The following is a 21,182-nucleotide window of genomic DNA, read 5'->3' on the forward strand; positions in this document are numbered from 1 at the left end:
AATTATGCGCGGCATTAATAATCGGAACCTAATTGGGCCGCTGCATTCGTTGCAATTGTTTATACCCAAGATCACCGAGTATCGATATGTGCAATGTGCACGATTTCTGGGCAGCCGGCAGTGCACAATGCCCGGCGTGACCCAGCCTCAGTTGGTGCGCGTTGTCTGCAATGCCGTGATCGCCTCGACGTCGGCCGGTCCGGGCAGCCCCCAGTCGGGCTTGTAGTCGAACAACTCTTCAGCCCGGGCCGACTGCAGGTCGACATCGAGCACCTCGATGGCGTTCAGCGGAACCAGCGCGGGGTGCACGTGGCCGCAGGCCCGGGCCAGACACATCAGCTCGAAGCGCAGGGTGGCCAGGTAGTTGGCGCAGCGGACCGACTTCAGCGCCGGATCCAGCCCGTGCTGTAGCCAGGCCGACTGCGTCGCGACTCCGGTCGGGCAGCGTCCTGTGTGGCAACGCTGGGCCTGAATGCAGCCGATGGCGAACATCGCCGTGCGCCCGACGTTGATCATGTCGCAGCCCAGCGCCAGGGCCAGCAGCGCGTTCTCCGGAATACCGAGTTTGCCCGACCCGACGAAAACGACGTCGTGCTGCAGACCCTGTTCGGCGAAGGCGCGGTACACCCGCGGGAAGGCCCACTTGAACGGCAGCGCGACGTGGTCGCTGAATACCAGCGGCGCCGCGCCGGTACCGCCCTCGCCCCCGTCCACCGTCACGAAGTCCACACCCCGGCCGGTGCGCGCCATCCGCGCGGCCAACTCCGGCCAGAACCCGTCCTCCCCGACCGCCGACTTGATTCCCACCGGCAGTCCCGTCGCCGCGGCGATCGTCTCGACGAACTCCAGCAGGCCGTCCACATCGTGGAACGCCGAGTGCCCGGCCGGGCTCTTGCAGTCCACCCCTGGTGCGATACCGCGGATCTTGGCGATCTCCTCGGTGACCTTGGCGCCGGGCAGCATGCCGCCCAGCCCCGGTTTGGCGCCCTGGCTGAGCTTGATCTCGATGGCCCGGATCGAGGGAGTCGCAGCCACCTCGTCGACCAGGCGGGGCAGGCTGAAGGTGCCGTCCTCGTTGCGGCAGCCGAAATAGCCGGTGCCGATCTGCCAGATGAGGTCGCCGCCGTTGCGGTGGTACGGCGACACCCCGCCCTCACCGGTGCTCTGCATGGCCCCGGCCATTGCGACGCCCTGATTCAGCGATGTGATCGCGGCGCCGCCCAGCGCGCCGAAGCTCATCCCCGAGACGTTGACCAACGATGGTGGCCGAAATGCCTTGGCGCGCTTGCGCGCTCCGCCAAGCACCTTGCCGGCCGGCAGCGGCACCTTCGGGTCGGGGTGGCCGGGGTCGCCGTCCGGGGCCGACACCGGAAACGCCGCATGCTTGATGATCGGGTAGTTGTGGGCGCGTTCCAGGTCGTTGTCGGTGCCGAAGCCGAAGTACCGGTTGCTCATCTTCGACGAGGTGTACACCCAGCGCCGCTGGTCGCGGCTGAACGGCTTCTCCGCGTTGTTGTCGGTGACGATGTACTGCCGCAGCTCCGGGCCGACCGCCTCCAGGACGAACCGCAGGTGGCCGACGATCGGATAGTTGCGCAGGATGGTGTGCCGGCGCTGCCAGAGGTCCCAGCCGGCCAACCCGGCTATGCCGCCTCCCAGCACCGCACTCACGGAGCGTTTCTTCACGCCCCCATGCTCACCCGGGCCACCGACAGATGGCTAGGGACGTGAGTCCTCAGTTGAGCGGTACCGGCTCGAGGATTTCGGCGCGCGCCTCGGGTGCGCTGGCCCGTAACTCGTCGGCCGAGACGTCGTCGGGCTGCGCCTGCGAGAGCACCTCGGCCTCCACCCGCGCCTTGTAGTTGGCCACCTCGCGGTCGACGTCCTGCGCGCTCCAGCCCAGCACCGGTGCGACGAGATCGGCCACCTCGCGGGCACAGTCGACGCCGCGGTGCGAGTACTCGATGGAGATGCGCATCCGCCGCGCCAGAATGTCCTCGAGGTGCAGTGCCCCCTCGGCGGCGACCGCGTAGACGGCCTCCACCTTGAGGTAGCCGGGCGCATCCTTGATGGGGCTGAGCAGTTCGGGGCGGCCGGCCGCCAGCGCCAGCACGTCGTCCATCATCGAGCCGTAGCGGTCCAGCAGATGCCGGACCCGGTAGGGGTGCAGTCCGACCCGCTCGCCGACGTGCTCGACCTGGTTGATCAGCGCGAAGTACCCGTCGGCGCCCAGCAGGCTCACCTTCTCGGTGATGGACGGCGCGACTCTGGTCGGGATGAACTGCACCGCGGCGTCGATCGCGTCGGCCGCCATCACGCGGTAGGTGGTGTACTTGCCGCCCGCGATGGCCACCAGGCCGGCCGCCGGCACCGCCACAGCGTGCTCGCGGGAGAGCTTGGAGGTCTCGTCGCTCTCCCCCGCCAGCAGCGGGCGCAGGCCGGCGTACACACCGTCGATGTCGGCGTGCGTCAGCGGGGTGGCCAGCACGGCGTTGACGGTGGTCAGGATGTAGTCGATGTCGGCCTTGGTGGCGGCCGGGTGCGCCAGGTCGAGGTTCCAGTCGGTGTCGGTGGTGCCGATGATCCAGTGGCTGCCCCACGGGATGATGAACATGACCGACTTCTCGGTGCGCAGGATCATCGCGACGTCGCTGACGATGCGGTCGCGCGGCACCACGACGTGGACGCCCTTGGAGGCCCGCACCTGGAAGCGTCCGCGCTGTTTGGACAGCGCCTGGATCTCGTCGGTCCACACGCCGGTCGCGTTGACGACGACATGACCGCGGACCTCGGTGATCGAGCCGTCCTCGGAGTCGCGCACCCGCACGCCGGTCACCCGGTCGCCCTCACGCAGCAGCGCGACCACCTGGGTGGAGCACCGGACCACCGCGCCGTAGTGGGCGGCGGTGCGCGCCACCGTCATGGTGTGGCGGGCGTCGTCGACGACGGTGTCGTAGTAGCGGATGCCGCCGATCAGGGCGCTGCGCTTGAGGCCGGGACTCAGCCGCAGTGCGCCGGCGCGGGTCAGATGCTTTTGCGCCGGAACGGATTTCGCGCCGCCGAGCTGGTCATAGAGGAAGATGCCGGCGGCGATGTAGGGCCGCTCCCACCAGCGCTTGGTCAGCGGGAACAAGAACGGCAGCGGCTTGACCAGATGCGGCGCCAGCGTGGTCAGGGACAGTTCCCGTTCGAACAGCGCCTCGCGCACCAGCCCGAACTCGAGTTGTTCGAGGTAGCGCAGGCCGCCGTGGAACATCTTCGACGAGCGACTGGACGTGCCCGACGCCAGATCCCGGGCCTCGACCAGGGCCACCTTGAGCCCGCGGGTGGCGGCGTCCAGCGCACACCCGGAGCCCACCACGCCGCCGCCGATCACCACCACGTCGAACTGCTCGCTGCCCAGGCGCTCCCATGCCTGTGCGCGCTGCTGGGGTCCCAGCGACCCCTCGGACCAGGTCGGCTCGCTGTCGTTGCTCGGGTTGCTCACGACGAAGGACTCCTGTCGGTTACTTGTCGGTAGGCGTGCGTACCCAGGCTAGTTCGTCAGGCGTTTGTTGAGTCGGACTTCAGTCCAGATCGTCGTGCGCCATCAGCCGCCGCGCCGCTTCGGTGATCGAACCGGACAACGAGGGGTAAACGGCGAGCGTCTGCGCCAGCTCGTTGACGGTGATGCGGTTGGTCACGGCGACCGCGATCGGCAGGATCAGCTCCGAGGCGATCGGGGCCACCACCACGCCGCCGATGACGACGCCGGTGGACTTGCGGCAGAAGATCTTGACGAAACCCTGCCGCAGCCCCGACATCTTGGCCCGCGCGTTGGTGTGCAGCGGCAGCATGATGGTCCGCGCGCTGAACTCGCCGTCGTCGATCGCCGACTGCGGCACGCCGACTGCGGCGATCTCGGGCCTGGTGAAGACCGTCGCCGCCACTGTGCGCAGGCGGATCGGGTTCACGCCCTCGCCCAGCGCGTGGTACATCGCGATGCGGCCCTGCATGGCCGCGACCGAGGCCAGCAGCAGCAGACCGGTGCAGTCGCCGGCCGCATAGATGCCGGGCACCGACGTGCGCGACACCCGGTCCACCTTGAGGTAGTCGCCGGGCCCCAGGTCGATCCCGACGCGTTCCAGCCCCAGGCCGGCGGTGTTGGGGATGGACCCGATGGTCATCAGGGCATGGCTGCCCTCGATGGTGCGGCCGTCGGTCATGGTGACCAGGACGCCGTCATCGGTGCGGGTGACCGACTCGGCGCGGGCGTTCTTGAACAGGTTGACGCCGCGTTCGGCGAAGGACTCCTCCAGCACGGCGGCGGCGTCGGCGTCCTCGTAGGGCAACACCCGGTCCCGGCTGGCCGCCACCGACACCTGCACGCCGAGCTCGGTGTAGGCGTGCACGAATTCGGCGCCAGTGACCCCGGAGCCCACCACGATGAGGTGTTCCGGCAGCTCGGTGAGCCCGTAGAGCTGGCGCCAGGTGAGGATGCGTTCGCCGTCGGGTTGGGCTGACGGCAGGATGCGCGGGCTGGCTCCGGTGGCGATCAGCACGAAATCGGCGTCGTGCTCGGTGACGGTGCCGTCCGGGGCGGTGGCTTTGAGGCGATGCCGGGCCAGGCCTGGCGTGGGGTCGACGAGTTCGCCGCGGCCCTGCACCAGCTTGACGCCCACGGCCCGTAGTTGTTCGGCGATGTCTGCCGACTGCTCGGAGGCAAGCCTGCGGACCCGGGCGTGGATCTGCGGCAGGTCGATCTTGGCGTCGTCGATGTCGATTTCGAAGCCAAGCCGCGGCGCGCGGCGCAACTCGGTGCGCAGCCAGGTGGAGGCGATGAACGTCTTGGACGGCACACAGTCGTCCAGAACGGCCGCGCCGCCGACACCATCTGAATCGATGATGGTGACGTCGACGTCGTCGGGCTTTGCGTTGGCGGCCACCAGGGCCGCTTCGTAGCCGGCCGGGCCTCCACCGAGGATCACGATGCGGGTCACCACAGCCCATAACCTAGCCCGACGAGGATGCACTCCGCAGGGCGGAGTTTAAGCTTTTCCCGTGCCGCTCTACGCCGCCTACGGGTCGAACATGCATCCCGAGCAGATGCTCAAGCGTGCACCCCACTCGCCGATGGCGGGAACTGGCTGGTTACCGGGGTGGCGGCTGACGTTCGGCGGCGAGGACATCGGCTGGGAAGGCGCGCTGGCCACCATCGTGGAAGACCCGGATTCGCGGGTGTTCGTGGTGCTGTACGACATGACGCCGTCCGACGAGATGAACCTGGACCGGTGGGAGGGCTCCGAGTTCGGCGTCCACAAGAAGATCCGCTGCCGGGTGGAGCGCGAATCCTCCGACACCGACATCGACCCGGTGCTGGCCTGGCTGTACGTGCTGGACGGCTGGGAAGGCGGCCTGCCGTCCGCGCAGTATCTGGGTGTCATGGCCGACGCTGCCGAAATAGCCGGTGCGCCAGCCGATTACGTGCACGATCTACGCACTCGGCCGGCCCGGAACATCGGCCCGGGGCCAAGCAGTCCGGAGTAGTGGCCGCCCCCGGGGCGACCGCGCCGATTCGCTGATCCCGATGCGCCGGTGCAGCCGCGCCAGCGGCGCCGGCGCCCACCAGTTCCACTGACCCATCAGGTACATGAACGCCGGGACCAGGACCATTCGCACCACAGTGGCGTCGACCAGTACCGCGATCGTCAGCCCCAGTCCGAACATCCGCATGAACGAGACTTCGGCGGTCGTGAGGGCGGCGAAACTGATCGCCATGATCAACGCCGCCGTGGTGATCACGCGACCGGTGTGAGCGAGCCCGAGGGTGACGCTCTCGTCGTTCGCGGCGCGCCGGGCCGGCCCCGGCAGTGCGCGCGCCGACTCACACCAGTACTCGCGGATCCGCGCGATCAGGAAAACTTCGTAGTCCATCGACAGTCCGAACGCGATGCAGAACAGCAGCACGGCCAGGTTGGCGACCAACGTGCCGGTACAGGTCGTGCCCAGACCTGCGAGATGTCCTTCCTGAAACACCCAGACCAGCGCCCCGAACACGGCCGTCAACGACATGAAGTTCAGGGCGATCGCCTTGACCGGCAGCACCACACTTCCGGTCAGCAGGAACAGCAGCGTGAAGGTGACGACGGCGATGAACCCGAGCACCCACCCCATCCGGGCCCGGACGGCGTCCACGCTGTCGCGATTCGTCTGGGCCAAGCCACCGAACTCGACCGCGCGCGCTAGTGGTGGCCGTACCGCGTGCAACGCGTCGAGCTGGGCGTCGGAGACGCGCGAGTACAGCGGCGCCCTGCTGTTCACGGTCAGGAATGCGCTACCGCCCGAAACGCCGGCCGGTGCGTCCGCCGGCCCGGCCATGCGGCCGCCGATGTAGGTGCCCTGCGGCGCCGAGACGTCCAGGACATCGTCGACCTTCGACAGCGCGGCGGCGTACCGGCCGAGTTCACCCGGGGAAATGCCGTCGGCATCGGGGATCACCACTTGAATGGATTTCGCACTGTCATCGGTGAACTCGCGGCGCAACTGGTCACCCACCTGACGCGACGAGGCCGACACCGGGAGCACCCGCTCGTCCGGGTAGCCCCAGCGCGCATGCAGAAACGGCGCGCCGAGCAGCAGTAGCAGCGCAACGACGGCCAGCCCCGCCGGCACCGCGACACGCCGGACGAATCTGCTTGTCCGATACCAGAAAAGCCGTTCGACGCGACGTTGCCCGGGGTCGGGCCGCCCGCAGCGCCGCCGTAAGTCCAGCGCATCCAAGCGGTCGCCGAGCACGGCAATCGCCGCCGGTGCCGCGATGATCGCACTGGCCGCCGCGAATGCCACCGTGGCGATCCCGGCGTAGGCGAACGACCGCAGGTAGTACATCGGAAACAGCGCCAGGGCCGACATCGACAGGGCGACCGTGATCGAGGAGAACAACACCGTGCGGCCGGCGGTCGACACGGTGCGCCGGATCGCCTCATCGCAGGGCGAGCCCCCGGCGATCTCCTCGCGGTAGCGGCTGATGATCAGCAAGGTGTAGTCGATCGCCAGTGCCAGGCCCATCGCCATGGTGAGGTTCAGCGCGTAAACGGACACATCGGTGGCGTAGGTGATCAACCGAAGCACCGAGAGCGACCCCAGGATCGAGAACACCCCGACGGCGACGGGCACCGCGGCGGCGAGCAACCCGCCGAAGGCCCACACCAGCACGACGAAGCTGAGCGGAATAGCGATGAGCTCCATGCGCAACAGGTCGCTGGTGGTGCGGTCGTTGACCTGGGCGTAGATCATCGCGCTGCCGCCGACACGGACGACGACGCCGGTCTGGCCGGTGACCACCTCACCGGCCAGTCGCTTCGCGTACTTCTGGGCCCCGTTCTCCCCGCCCGCGAGGTTGGCGACGATCAGACCGGTCCTGCCGTCCCGGCTCACCATCCCCGCCGGTGCCGGCTGGGTCCACGGCGAGGCGACGCTGAGCACATACGGCGACGCACGCAGCTTTCCGACGATGGCCAGTGCCGCTGCGCGGGCCGATGAACTGAAGGCGCCCTGCGGATCGGTCACCGTCACCAGCAACTGCTGGTCACTCTGGCCGAACGTGCCGGTCAGCAATGAACTCGCGTCCGCCGACTGCGAGTTCGGGTCTTCGAATCCGCCCGCGGACAGGCGGTCGATCACCGGAATGCCGAACATGGCGGCGCCGATCATTACCAGGGCGACGACGGCGAGGATGCGCCGTGGCACCGTCGTCGCCAGAATCGCTATTCGCTGCAGCATGAATGGTGTTCCCGCCAAGATTGGGGACGGATTGATCGAAAAAATTCTCGATCAAATGTATTGCCGGCTCCGGATTAGCGTCAAAGCCTCGGGAGAAATCACAGGAATTACCCAGCATTTTTGAAGGCGCCGAGTGCGCCCGGCGTTGATAGCATGCGCGAATGACCGAGCACCTTGACGTAATCATTCTGGGGGCCGGCATTTCCGGAATCAGCGCGGCCTGGCACCTCCAGAATCAATGCCCGGGGAAAACCTACGCCATCCTGGAACAGCGCGACCGACTCGGCGGTACGTGGGATTTGTTCCGCTATCCGGGCGTCCGCGCCGACACCGACATGTACACGCTGGGCTTTCACTTCCAGCCGTGGGCCGGCCGGGCCATCGCCGGCGGCGAACCCATACGCGACTACCTCGGCCATACGGCGGCTGAGTGGGGTATCGACAAGCGAATCCGCTTCAACCACAGGGTCATCAGGGCGGACTGGCGGAGCGCGGAGAGCCGTTGGGTGCTGCGCGCCGAGCAGGTGAACACCGGAAGCAGGATCGCCTCCTCCGTGACGATCTCCTGCTCGTTTCTGATCGTCTGCACCGGTTATTACAGCCACGAGCAGGGCCACTCCCCCAACTTCCCGGGTTCGCAGGCCTTCCGCGGACCGATCATCCACCCGCAGCACTGGCCGGCAGAACTCGACTACGCCGGCAAGCGGGTGGTGGTCGTCGGCAGCGGTGCCACCGCCGTCACTCTGGTTCCGGCACTTGCCGATTCGGGCGCCAAACACGTGACGATGCTGCAACGCTCCGCGACCTACGTCGTGGCCGAGCCGGAACGGGACGTCGTCGCCGACATGCTGAATCGCCGGCTGCCGCAGGGCGCTGCCTATGCCGCGGTCCGCTGGAAGAACATCCTGCGGCAGGCGGCGTTGTACCGGGCCTGCCGGCGGTGGCCGCAACGGATGCGGGCACGACTGATCAAGCAGGCCCGCCGGCAGCTTCCCCAGGGCTATGACGTGGAAAAACACTTTGGCCCGCAATACAATCCGTGGGATCAGCGGCTGTGCGTGGCGCCCAACGGCGATCTGTTCCGCACCATCCGGCAGGGACGGACCGAGGTGGTCACCGATACCGTCTCCCGGTTCACCGCCACCGGGATCCTGCTCGATTCGGGGCGTGAGCTGCCGGCAGACATCATCGTGACGGCCACGGGCCTGAACCTGCAGCTCTTCGGGGGCACGACGGTCAGCATCGACGGCCGGCCCGTCGACCTCGCCCGCACCATGACCTACAAAGGGGCGATGCTCTCGGGTGTGCCCAACCTGGCGTTCGCGTTCGGCTACACCAATGCGTCCTGGACCCTGAGGGTCGAGCTGGTGTCGGAGTTCATCTGCCGATTGCTGACCCACATGGACACCGACGGTCTGACAACCGTGGTGGCCGAGCACCCGGGTGCCGGCGTGGAGGAACGGCCGTTCATTGAGGACTTCACGCCGGGTTATGTGCTGCGCGTGCTGGATTGGATGCCCAGGCAAGGCTCGCGCAGCCCGTGGCGGGTGACCCACAGCTACCTGCGCGACCTTCGGCTGATCAGGCACGGCAAGATCGCCGACGACTGGCTGCGGTTCAGCACGAACCGCCCGGACGTGCCGGCCGCCCCGAACGTGCCGCTCGCTCCCGCAGGCTGACCCGGCGCGAAGTCGGCTGCCCGACAGCGCATCTCGCCTTTGCCGAACCGTCGCAGACCGCCCGCGCCGCCCCAGATCAATATGTCAACTAGGGTTGACCGCAAGAGTGATCGTGGTTACACTTGCCGCTAAGAACAATTGCATACTGCATCTTTCTCTCACTCTCCCGATCGAGGAGGAGACCCGCGATGACGCTTCTTTGAATATGAGTAAGCCTTTTCTCAACCGGCGGGAAATCAGCACGCCGCCTGATCACATCTCTGCGTAGGACTTCGCGCGAACTTTCCGGCGCGACGCCCTTTATTTCTTGCGCGGTTTTATTCCAACCATCGCGCGCGCCTATGACTTTCTTTTAATTGTTTATCACTGTCTTTCAGCCTGAGGAGTTGGCCGATGAGCCGAATCGCGATCGTCGGAATCGGATGTCGCTACGCCGGCGGTGTGGATTCACCGCAATCTTTCTGGGATTTTGTCGTCAACAAAAAGGACGATGCCATTGTCGACATCCCGGCCGATCGCTGGGACTACAGGCGCTTCTACGACCCGGACAAGGGTGCCGCCGGCGCGATGTACACCAAGCGCGGCGCGTTCCTGCACACAGATCCGTGGGAGTTCGACCCGGAGTTCTTCGGCATCTCACCGCGCGAGGCGACCAGCATGGACCCGCAGCAGCGCCTGATCATGGAGGTCGCCTGGGAAGCGGCCGACGATGCGGGTGTGGCCGGCCGGCTGGCGGGCGAGGCGGTCGGCGTCTACGTCGGCGCGTTCAACGTCGACTTCTCGGTGTCCACCATGGCCGCGGCCGCGCTCCCGCACATCGACATGAACACCTCGACGGCCGCCTCGTTCACCATGCTGTCCAACCGGCTCGCCTACGCGCTCAACCTCGTGGGCCCCGCCCTGACCATCGACACCGCGTGCTCGTCGTCGCTGGTCGCATTTCATCTGGCGTGCCAGGGGATCGCCAACGGCGACTGCGAGATGGCTCTGGCAGGTGGCGTCAACCTCATGCTGCAACCGGAAACCTTCGTGTCGATGTGCAAGGGCGGCTTCCTGGCGGCGGACGGCCGCAGCAAACCGTTCTCGGCCCACGCCGACGGCTACGGCCGCGGCGAGGGCGCCGGCATGGTTGTATTGCGCAGGCTCGAGGACGCCGTACGCGACGGCGACCGGATCTATGCGGTCGTGGAGGCGACGGGGAGCAATCAGGACGGCCACACCACCGCCATCACCGTTCCGAACGGTGATTCGCAGGAGGCACTGGCGCGTTTGGTCTGCGCCCGATCCGGCCTGGCCCCGCACCAGGTCACCTATATCGAGGCGCACGGCACCGGAACACCGGTCGGCGACCCGATCGAATTGGGCGCGCTGGGGCGCGTGTACGGGTGTGCGGACGGCCGCGCCAGGCCGCTGTCGGTGGGCTCGCTGAAAGCCACCCTCGGACACACCGAAGCGGCCTCCGGCATCGCGGGTGTGATCAAAGGCGCGCTGGCCATCTACCACCGGACGCTGCCGCCGCAGGGCTGGTTCGACGATCCCAATCCGGAGATCCCGTTCGACGAGCTGCGGTTGTCCATCCAGGTCGAACCGGAGGCGCTCGATGCGTCCATCGACCGGATGGCGGTCGCCGTCAACGGTTTCGGATACGGCGGCACCAATGCCCATGTGATCCTCGCCGCACCGGAGGCACGCCCGGCGCCGCCCACGCCGGCCGCTCCCACCACCCGCCGAACAGCCGGTGTGTTTCCGATCTCAGCACGCAGCGAGGCGGCGACGCGTGCCCTCGCGGGTGCCTACGCCGACCTGCTCGAGGCGGGCGCGGCTCCCGGCGAGCTCATCGAGGCCGCATGGAATCGCCGCGCGCACCAACGCCATCGGGCGGCGGTGACGTTTTCCGATCCGGCGGATCTGTCCGAGCGGCTGCGGCAGGTGTGCAGTGGCGGCGCCCCGGTCGGTTCGCTGGTGGACAATTCCGCGGGGCTGGTCTTCGTCTTCTCCGGAATGGGTACGCAGTGGTGGGCCATGGGCCGCGACCTGCTCACCGCGGGTGGCGTGTTCGCGGCCGAAGCCGCCCGCATCGACGAGGCCTTCCAGGACATCGCCGACTGGTCGATCGTGGCAGAGCTGTCGCGCCCCGAAAACGAATCCCGGATCACGTCCACGGCAATCGCGCAACCGACGACCTTTCTGCTTCAGGTGGCACTGACTCGCGAGCTGGCCCAGTTCGGCATCACACCCAGCGCACTGGTCGGGCACAGCATGGGTGAAGTGCCGGCCGCATATCTGGCGGGTGCGTTGTCCCTGCACGACGCCTTGCTGGTGACCTATCACCGTGCCCGGTTGCAGGCGACCACGGCCGGGACCGGCGGCATGCTCGCCGTCGGTTTGCCCTACAGCGAGCTGGAACCGCTGCTCGGCGCTGACATGCGCATCGACGTCGCGGCCATCAACGGCCCCTCGGCGGTGACGGTCGCCGGCGTAGTGAGTGAGCTGCAGGCTCTCGCTCAGATTCTCACCGAGCGAGGCGTCTTCAATCGCCTGCTGCGCGTGGAGGTTCCCTACCACAGTCACCGGATGGACCCGATACTCGCCGAATTACGTTCGGAGTTAGGTGTTCTCGCGCCGCAACAGCCCACCGTCCCGCTCTACTCCACGGTCACCGCGGCAGCGGTCACCAGTGGGCTGGATGCCGAGTACTGGTGTGCCAACGTGCGCCGGCCGGTCCGCTTCGCCGACACCGTCAAGGCACTGATGGCTGCGGGCCACCGCACCTTTCTCGAGGTCGGTCCGCACCCGGCGCTGTCGGCGAACATCCGCGAACTGCTGCTCAAGACCCACGAACCGGGCGCCGCGATCCCGACCCTGCGCCGCAACGAGCCCGATGCCGAGAGCATCCGTCAGGCGATCGCCGACCTGTACACCGCCGGCGCACTCGACGCCACGGACCTGTGCAGGACAGTGACCCCGCACGTCGAGCTGCCCCGGTATCCCTGGCAGCGCCAGCGCCTGCGCGACGAACTGCCCGAATTCACGCAGATGAAATTCGGCACCGAGGACAGCTTTTCGATGCTGGGAGACCCGGACCTCGACCATCCGGCCGCATGGGAACTCCACGTCAGCGGGCAGGTACTCCCGTGGCTGACCGATCACGTGGTCAACGGCGTGTGTCTGCTGCCCGGCATGGCGTACGTGGATGCCGCACTGAGCGCGGCAGCCGCCCGCAGCGGACTGAAATCTGCGATCGTCGAGGACATCCGCTTTGCCGCTCCGCTGTTCTTCGATCCGGCCGACGGCGCTATCCTGCGCACCGAACTCGACGAGGCCAGTCGCCGCTTCACCATCCGGTCTCGCGCGGCCACCGGCAGGACCTGGACCACCCACGCCACCGGCCGCCTGGTCGACGGAAAGTGTTCGCCCACCAAGCATCACGTCCCCGATGCCGCCGACATGACCGCCATCGATCCCGGCGACCTGTATGCCGCGATGGCCGGCAACGGCATGACCTACGGTCCGAGCTTCCGGCGCGTCACGTCGTTGCGCGCGAACCTCACTCAGGCCGTCGGCACCGTGGACGCGCGACCGGATGAGGGCACCCGGCACCTAGCGCACCCCGGCGTCATCGACGCTGCGTTGCACACCATTTCGCCACTCATCGAACAGTCCGTCGGGCGCACGCTGGGCACCATCGTGCCGATCGGCGTCGACGTGGTGCGGGTATTCGGCCCATTCCCCGAGTGCGTCGAGGTGATCACCACGGTGCATCCGAACGATCCGCTGCGCGCGGACATCGCGATTCTGGACTCGCAGCGTATGGCGTGCGCCCAACTGTCGGGGGTGCGCTTCGGGTCCATCACGCCCGGGCAGGGGCCGATCGACCGTCTCGATCCGCTCTTCTACGAGGAGGTGTGGGAGCTGTGTGACGAGCTGGACATCGCGACCCTGCCGTCCCCGGAGCACACTGCGACGTTGGTGTTGGCCCTCGGTGACGAGCCCAGCCCGCGGGCCCGGCAGCTGGCCGAGGCGCTTTCGCACGCCACCCTGTACCACTGCGCCGACGCGGCCGACGTCGACGCCGAACTGATGCACCTGCTGGGGGTGGCATCCGGACACTTCCCGCAGATACATGTCTGCGTCGTGGCGGGGCGCGCCACCGACGACAGCTCGGAGCTGTGGCTGCTGAAGCAGATTGCCATCACCACCGAAAGATTCGTCCGGGAGAACAAGGGCGAGCAACCGGAGGAACTGGAGGCACGCGGCGACGAGGGCTTCTACGCGAGTCTTGTTACCGAGCAGGCTTTTTCGCATCCAAACGACGTTTCCGCGCCGGACGTCAGCCACGCCGGCCTGGCGGGGGCGCGGCGCTCCCTGATCGCCGAGCAGTCGCGGTTGCGCTGGCGGTTGATCGACGTGGGGCCCGACACCGAGCTCACCGAACTGCTGCCCGAGGTGTCGGTTCCGGGCGCGTTCACCCAGGACAAGACCGACGAGATCATCTTGCGCAACGGATCACGGTGGGCCGTCGTCGTGACTCAGACGCTGTCGCAGCGGGTTGAGTCGATGGCACAGCAACACCCGCTCACCGACCCGGACGCCAACTTCGCCGTCGATCTGCCCAAGTCGAGGATCCTGTCGGAACTGGGCTGGCGAAGTTGTGCCCGCCCGGCGCCCGGGGCCGGCGAAGTGGAGCTGCGCATGCAGGTCGTCGGCCTGAACTACAAGGACGCCATCAAAGTCGTCGGGTTGCTCGGCAAAAGAGAACTCGAGGGGACACATTTCGGCACCGACCTGGGCATGGAAGGTGTCGGAGTGATCACCCGGGTCGGACCCGGGGTGGCCGGTTTCGAGATCGGCGACGTCGTGACGACCGCTGCCAGGGGAATGCTCATCCGCTACCAGATCGCCGATGCGGCACTGTGCATCAAACTGCCGGAGTCCGCTGCGACCCGGTTCCGGCCCGAATTCTGCACCAGCATGACCGCTTTCATCACCGCCGAGTACGCGCTGCTCGAGTTGGCCCGGCTGAAGGCGGGCGAGACCGTGCTGATCCACGGCGCCGCCGGCGGCGTCGGGCAGGCCGCGATCCAGATCGCAAAGCTTTGCGGCGCAACCGTTATCGGCACGGCGAGCACCAATGAGCGACGCTCCTTCGCGCTGGGCTCGGGCGCCGATTACATGATCGACTCACGCTCGCTGAACTTCGTCGACGACGTGCGCGAGCTCACCGGCGGCCGCGGTGTGGACGTGATCATCAGCAGCGCACCGGGCGAGATCCTCCGCCACAACTTCGAAGCCGTCGTCGAGTTCGGCCGGATCGTCGAAGTCGGCAAGGCCGACATCTACGGGAACAGCACGCTGGACATGGGGGTGCTGGACAAGAATCTCGGCTATTTCCAGATCGACATGGACCGGTTCATGAAGTGGGACCCGCAGGCCTGCCTGAAGCGGGAAGCCGACATCTACGAGAAATTCGCCAGCGGCATCTATCTGCCACTGCCGGTCGAGGTTTTCGATGCCGCCGACATCGGACGGGCCTGCGAAGAGGTGTTCCGCTCCAGCCGGACCAGTCGCGTCGCGCTCCGCCTCGCCGACAACACACCACCGGTGAAGCCCGGTTGGCACGACGTCGTCACCGACCCCGACGCCAGCTATCTGATCACCGGCGGACACGGCGGCTTCGGACTGGCCACCGGCCGGTGGCTGGTGCGGCGTGGCGCCCGGCACCTGGTACTGGCCAGCAGAAGTGGTGCGACCACCGAGCTGGCACGCAGGCAGATCGCACGGTGGCGCAACACCGGAATAACGGTCGCCGAGGAACTGGTCGACATGACCGACGCCCGCGCAGTCGCGGCCCTGGTGGACCGCTGCTCGTCGGGTAGCCGTCCGCTGCGCGGTATCTTCCACGCTGCGGGAGCCATCGCCGATCAGCGGATCGCCGACATGAGCCTTGCCGACCTCAAGCGGGTCTACGACGTCAAGGTCAACGGAGGGCGCGCGCTGTGGTCGGCCGTGCAGGCCGCGGGCATCACCCTCGACCAGTTCGTGTTCTACTCGTCGGCCGGCGCGATGCTCGGACTGCTCGGGCAATTCGGTTACGCCGCGGCCAACTTCGCCGTGCAGGCCCTCACCGATTCCATTGCGCAACAAGGCCGCCCGGCGATATGCATCGGCTGGGGCCACATGTCCGGGACAGGCGGCGGCATGGCAACCGACGAGAACCTGGCCCGGCACATGATCGCCTGTGGCGTCGATCCGATCGAAATGGACGACGGGCCACTCTATTTGGAAGAAGCACTGCGGCTCGGTGTCCGGCGGGCGTCGATCATCTCGATCAACTGGTCGCAGTTGGACACGGTGTTCGGCCACTTCCGGCAGTTGTTGCGCACCTCGACGGTCATCTCGACCGCCGCGGAATCGAACTCCGCCCAGGACCGGCTGCGGGCCAACCTGATCGCCCTGGACGAGGACGAGCGCGGCGCGGTGCTCGGGTACATGCTCGCCGAGCAACTCGCCACCGTCATGGGCGTGTCGACGGACTCCATCGATATCGACGTCCCCGTCATGGAACTCGGTCTGAACTCGCTGATGGCCGTCGAATTCAGCGCCCGCACCGGCGAGGCGATCGGTGTGTCGCTCAATACGCTGATGCTCGGACCCAGCTACAACCTGCGCAAAGCCGGTGCCGCACTGGCCGAGACTATCGTCGCGGGAGCTGGGAAATGATCGACACCAAGCGCGACGAAGCGGCGATGCGCGACATGGCCAGCCGGCTGCTTGCCGGACGCGGCAACGGAGCCTCGGCCGGCCCGCTGCCGCGTCCGGCGGCGCCGGCCCCGCGCAGTACCCGGCAACAGTTCGCCGACCACCCCCTGGTGGCGTCGGCCTGCGAACTGAACTCACGCAGACGCGCCATCTGGGAGCTGACCGGAATGCCCAGTCCGCTGTTCCTCGAGCGCAAAGGCTACAACACCGCCGTCATCGACGGACCGGCCCAGCAGCTGACCAACTTCGCCGGCTACAACTACCTGGGCCTGGCCCATCACCCGAAAGTGGTTCGCGCCGTTCAGGATGCGGTCGCGCAGTACGGGGCCTCCGCGTCGAACAGCCGCATCACCTCGGGTGAGATAGCGTTGTATCCCCGTCTCGAGCAGCGCCTGGCCGAGATCTACGACGTCGAGGCGGCGATCCTCGCCACCAGCGGATTCCTCACCAACGCCGGGGTTCTCGGATATCTGCTGAACGACGGTGATGCTGCGGTATGCGACTCACTCATCCACGCCAGCGTGGTTGCCGGCGCCAGGTGGGGCGGAGCGCGCGTCATGACGTTCCGGCACAACGACCCGGACTCGTTACGCGGCATTCTGCGCGCATCCCGGGACCGTTTCAATCGGGTACTCGTCGTGATCGAAGGGCTCTACAGCATGGACGGCGACATCGGCCTGCTGCCCCAAATCGCCTCCGTGGCACGCGAGTTCGACTGCGGAGTCATGGTGGACGAGGCCCACTCCATCGGCGTGCTCGGCCCCCACGGGCACGGCGTACGTGAGCACTACGGGCTGCCCGGAGACGCCGTTGACATCTGGATGGGCAGCCTGTCGAAGGCGCTCGGCAGCTGCGGCGGTTTCATCGCGGGCAACGCGAATCTGATCGAAGCACTCACCACCGCTCCCGCGATGCTGCTCACCGTCGGATTCCCGCCTACCGCCGCGGCGGCCGCGCTCACCGCCCTGGAAGTGCTGGAGAGCGAGCCCGACCGGGTGCAGCGCCTGTGGCGCAACACCGCGATGTTCACCACTGCCCTGCAAGACCTCGGCGTGGACCTCGGGCTGTCACAGAACACACCGATCTGCCCGGTGATGGTCCCCAGCGTGGCCAGGGTCGTGTTCGCCTCTTCGCTGCTGTTGCAGCGCGGAATCTACGTCGGCCCGGTGACCGCTCCGGCGGTTGCGCCGGGTCAGGAACGCCTGCGGTTCTTCATCACCAGCGAGCACACCGAGGATCAGCTGAAGACCACGGCGGGCCAGGTCGCAGAGGTGATCGAGATCGCCGGCAAGCTCGACGACACCATTCCGGTCTGACATGCGCGCGGTAGTTCTCGACGGGCCGCGCAGTGTTCGCGTCGAAACGCGGCCCGATCCGGCCCTCCCCGGACCCGACGGGGCCATCATCGCGGTGACCGCCGCAGGCATCTGCGGATCCGACCTGCACTTCTACGAAGGCGACTATCCGCTGGTCGAGTCCGTGGCCCTGGGTCACGAGGCGGTCGGCACAGTGGTCGAGGCCGGACCGCAGGTCCGCACCGTCAAGGTCGGCGACCTGGTCATGGTGTCTTCGGTGGCCGGCTGCGGCGCCTGTCCGGGCTGCGCCACCCGCGATCCGGTCACCTGCTCGGCCGGCCTGCGGATCTTCGGGTCCGGCGTGCTCGGTGGCGCGCAGGCTGATCTGCTCGCCGTACCCGCCGCCGATTTCCAGTTGCTCAGAATCCCTGACGGCATCTCCACCGAGCAGGCCGTGCTGCTGACCGACAACCTCGCCACCGGCTGGGCGGCGGCGCAACGGGCCGACATCCCCTTCGGCGGCACGGTCGCGGTGATCGGCCTGGGCGCGGTCGGACTGTGCGCCTTGCAGAGCGCCTTCACCCAAGGTGCGGCAACGGTTTTCGCGGTCGATCGGGTGCAGGGCCGACTGGCACGTGCGGCCACGTGGAGTGCGACGCCGATCCGGGCGCCGGCGGCCGAGGCCATCCTCGCCGCGACGGGCGGCCGTGGCGCGGATTCGGTCATCGACGCTGTCGCCACCGACGCGTCGCTGACCGACGCGATCGGGGCCGTCCGGGCCGGTGGCACCGTTTCGGTGGTGGGATTGCATGACCTGCAACCGTTTCCGCTTCCGGCACTGCCCTGCCTGCTGCGCAGCATCACGCTGCGAATGACGACGGCGCCGGTGCAGCGCACCTGGCCGCAGCTGGTTCCGTTGCTGGCCTCCGGCCGGCTCGACCTCGACGGCATCTTCACGACGAGGATGTCGCTGGCCGACGCGGCCGCCGGCTACGCGGTTGCGGAGTCACGGTCCGGCGAGCACGTCAAAGTGCTGCTCACGCCGTGACCGGAAAGCCGGGCAACCCTAGAAGGCGGCCGACTGCTCGATGATGTTGACCATCACCCGCACCCCGATCCCCAGCGCCCGCTCGTCGAGGTCGAATGTGGGCTGGTGCAGGTCCAATTGCGGCCCTTCACCCGACCAGACGCCCAGCCGCGCCATCGCGCCGGGGACTTCTTCGAGGTACCAGGAGAAGTCTTCGCCCCCACCGGATTGCCGGGTATCGGCCAGCACGTCGGGGCCGACGGCCTCGATCGCGTGGGTGAGGATGCGTGTCGAGACGTCCTCGTTGACCACGGGCGGCACTCCCCGCCGGTATTGCAGGGAATGTTCGATGGCCAGCGGCGACAGCAGTCCGGCTACGGCTTCGCGGATGATCGCCTCCAGATCGATCCAGGTCTGGCGGCTGGCCGTGCGCACGGTGCCGGCCAGCACACCGGACTGAGGTATCGCGTTGGGCGCCACGCCCGCATTCACCGCGCCCCACACCAGCACGGTGCTGTTGCGGGGGTCGATGCGGCGCGACAGCACGCCGGGCAGCCCGGTGATCAACGTGCCCAGACCGTAGACCAGGTCGGCAGTGAGGTGCGGGCGCGAGGTGTGCCCGCCGGGTGAATACAGAGTGATCTCGAGCTGGTCGGCCGCCGAGGTGATGGGCCCCAGCCGGACAGCGACCTTGCCGACCTCGAGCCGGGGGTCGCAGTGCAGCGCGAAGATCCGCGACACCCCGGTCAACGCCCCGGCCGCGATCGCGTCGATCGCGCCGCCGGGCATCAGCTCCTCGGCCGCCTGGAAGATCAACCGCACCCCGACCGGCAGCTCGGGCACCGATGCCAGGGCCAGCGCGGTGCCCAGCAGGATCGCGGTGTGCGCGTCGTGACCGCAGGCGTGCGCGATGTTGGGCATCGTCGACGCGTACGGGGCGCCGGTCCGCTCCGCCATCGGCAGTGCGTCCATGTCGGCCCGCAACGCAATCCTGGGCTGATGCTCGGGGCCGAAATCGCAGACCAGCCCCGTTCCGCCGGGCAGCACCTTCGGGTTCAGCCCCGCGTCTGCCAGTCGCTCCGCCACGAACTGGGTGGTGGCGAACTCCTGGCGCCCCAGTTCGGGATAACGGTGGATGTGCCGGCGCCAGTCGACGAGGTCGTCGTAGTGGGCAGCCAGCCACGACTCGGCGCTGTCGACCAGGCTCACGATGCCGCCCGCTGTTGCCGGGCCGCCAGCACCCGGTCCCGCTGAGCCGGGTCCGCGGCGAGCGCAACCACGGTGCGCGCGAGCATGATCGCGCCTTCGACCACCGCCCGGTCGGCGCTGGGACCCGCCGCGGCGGCCGCGAAAGCGCGCTGGTGCACCGTCGCGCCACCAGCGTCGACCCCGATCACCGGGTGGATTCCGGGCAGCACGTGCGTCACGTTACCCATGTCCGTGCTGCCCAACGGCAGCGCCGCCTCCACGGCCGGCGCCACCGGTTCGCGTCCGAGCCGGCGCATCTCTTCACGACACACGTCCGCCAGCCACTGATCGGGCCGCAACTCGGCGTAGGCCGGGCCGGCCTCGTTGATCTCGTACTCGCAGCCGGCGGCCAGCGCGCCGGCGGCGAAACAGGAGTACATCCTGCCTTCCAGCTCGCGCAGCGAGTCGTACTCGACCGCCCGCATGGCGTACTTGAGCGCCGCCTGCCCCGGGATGACGTTCACCGCCTGCCCGCCGTCGGTGACGATGCCGTGCATCATCTGTCCGGGCGCCAACTGCTGACGCAGCAGACCGATCGCCACCTGCGCCACGGTCACCGCGTCGGCGGCGTTGAGGCCCAGATGCGGCGCGACGGCCGCGTGCGACTCTTTGCCCCGGTATTCCACGTTGACCTCGGACAACGCCAGGGACCGCGCGCCCGCGATGTCGGTGGGCCCCGGGTGCACCATCACCGCCGCCGCAACGTCGTCGAACGTCCCGGCCCGCAGCATCAGCGCCTTGCCGCCGCCGGACTCCTCAGCGGGTGTGCCGAGAAGGGCCACCGTAAGGCCGAGTTCGTCGGCGACCTCGGCCAGCGCCAGCGCGGTCCCCACCCCGGACGCCGCGATGATGTTGTGTCCGCAGGCGTGACCGATTTCCGGCAGGGCGTCGTACTCGGCGCAGACTCCGACGACCAGCGGACCGCTGCCGAAGTTCGCGCGGAACGCGGTGTCCAGTCCCGCGACCGGGGCGATCTCGAAACCGCGTTGGGCGACAAGCTCTTTGGCTTTGGCGCAGCTGCGGTGTTCGGCGAAGGCCAGCTCGGGCTGCGCGTGGATGGCGTGGGACAGCTCGACGAGGTCGCCACCGCGGCGCCGCACCGCGGCCTCGACGCGGTCCAGCGCGCTGGGTGTGGGCACTCGGAGCATCTTGGCAGTATCTCACCGCCACGTGCCCCACTACGATCGCCTACTGCGCCGAATGTGCTTGGCGGCTGTCCCGCCATTCGCAGGATCCAGTGGGTGACGACGCTGGTGGGCACCTGGGTGAGCTACGGCGGATTCCCGGCCACTGTATTGATCTAACGCGGCTCCTGCGGGACCGTAGCCCGTCCTGCGGCGCTTTCAAAAACAGTCCGGGAAGCGAAATCCACACATCCGAACACTGTCAGCATCGACGCTTTCGGTCTCCAAT

General features: G+C 67.9%; 10 protein-coding genes and 1 pseudogene. 5 read left to right on the plus strand and 6 right to left on the minus strand.

The window, feature by feature from the left end:
* Positions 1-147: 147 nt before the first annotated feature.
* The 3 genes and pseudogenes from QXK92_RS13100 to QXK92_RS13110 form a co-directional block, all read right to left on the minus strand.
* Positions 148-1,686 (minus strand): FMN-binding glutamate synthase family protein, encoded by a 1,539-nt coding sequence (locus QXK92_RS13100; RefSeq protein ID WP_306242034.1) that lies wholly within the window; start codon positions 1,684-1,686, stop codon positions 148-150.
* 49 nt (positions 1,687-1,735) lie between these two features.
* Entirely contained in the window at positions 1,736-3,487 is a 1,752-nt protein-coding gene (locus QXK92_RS13105) for a glycerol-3-phosphate dehydrogenase/oxidase (RefSeq protein ID WP_306242035.1), read from the minus strand.
* 18 nt (positions 3,488-3,505) lie between these two features.
* Positions 3,506-4,982 (minus strand): annotated as a pseudogene (locus QXK92_RS13110) (NAD(P)H-quinone dehydrogenase); the annotation flags it as partial.
* Between the two features lie 58 nt (positions 4,983-5,040).
* Between QXK92_RS13110 and QXK92_RS13115 the strand changes: the two are divergent.
* Positions 5,041-5,526 (plus strand): gamma-glutamylcyclotransferase, encoded by a 486-nt coding sequence (locus tag QXK92_RS13115; protein WP_306242037.1) that lies wholly within the window; start codon positions 5,041-5,043, stop codon positions 5,524-5,526.
* Here the strand turns inward: QXK92_RS13115 and QXK92_RS13120 are convergent.
* The gene (locus tag QXK92_RS13120; protein WP_306242038.1) at positions 5,473-7,761 is read right to left on the minus strand and encodes an MMPL family transporter; all 2,289 of its coding nucleotides are present in this window, start codon (positions 7,759-7,761) and stop codon (positions 5,473-5,475) included. The genes QXK92_RS13115 and QXK92_RS13120 overlap by 54 nt on opposite strands.
* A 161-nt stretch (positions 7,762-7,922) precedes the next feature.
* Here QXK92_RS13120 and QXK92_RS13125 point away from each other — a divergent pair, with 161 nt between their 5' ends.
* The 4 genes from QXK92_RS13125 (at position 7,923) to QXK92_RS13140 (ending at position 18,542) form a co-directional block, all read left to right on the plus strand.
* Positions 7,923-9,440, plus strand: coding sequence for an NAD(P)/FAD-dependent oxidoreductase (locus QXK92_RS13125; RefSeq protein ID WP_306242039.1), 1,518 nt, complete (start codon positions 7,923-7,925; stop codon positions 9,438-9,440).
* A gap of 393 nt (positions 9,441-9,833) precedes the next feature.
* On the plus strand, positions 9,834-16,160 hold the full coding sequence (locus tag QXK92_RS13130) for a type I polyketide synthase (protein WP_306242040.1): 6,327 nt from the start codon (positions 9,834-9,836) through the stop codon (positions 16,158-16,160).
* A complete protein-coding gene (locus QXK92_RS13135) occupies positions 16,157-17,515 on the plus strand; it encodes an aminotransferase class I/II-fold pyridoxal phosphate-dependent enzyme (RefSeq protein ID WP_306242041.1) in 1,359 nt (452 codons plus the stop codon). The genes QXK92_RS13130 and QXK92_RS13135 overlap by 4 nt, the downstream gene beginning before the upstream one ends.
* Position 17,516: 1 nt before the next feature.
* Positions 17,517-18,542, plus strand: a complete 1,026-nt coding sequence (locus QXK92_RS13140) for an alcohol dehydrogenase catalytic domain-containing protein (protein ID WP_306242042.1) — start codon at positions 17,517-17,519, stop codon at positions 18,540-18,542.
* 18 nt (positions 18,543-18,560) lie between these two features.
* On the opposite strand, the gene QXK92_RS13145 is transcribed toward QXK92_RS13140, so the two are convergent.
* Complete coding sequence (locus QXK92_RS13145; RefSeq protein ID WP_306242043.1) at positions 18,561-19,730, minus strand: M20 family metallopeptidase; 1,170 nt, start codon at positions 19,728-19,730, stop codon at positions 18,561-18,563.
* Complete coding sequence (locus QXK92_RS13150) at positions 19,727-20,908, minus strand: M20 family metallopeptidase (RefSeq protein WP_306242044.1); 1,182 nt, start codon at positions 20,906-20,908, stop codon at positions 19,727-19,729. The genes QXK92_RS13145 and QXK92_RS13150 overlap by 4 nt, the downstream gene beginning before the upstream one ends.
* Positions 20,909-21,182 lie beyond the last annotated feature (274 nt).

This window comes from Mycobacterium sp. TY815, from assembly GCF_030755135.1.
Lineage (GTDB): Bacteria > Actinomycetota > Actinomycetes > Mycobacteriales > Mycobacteriaceae > Mycobacterium.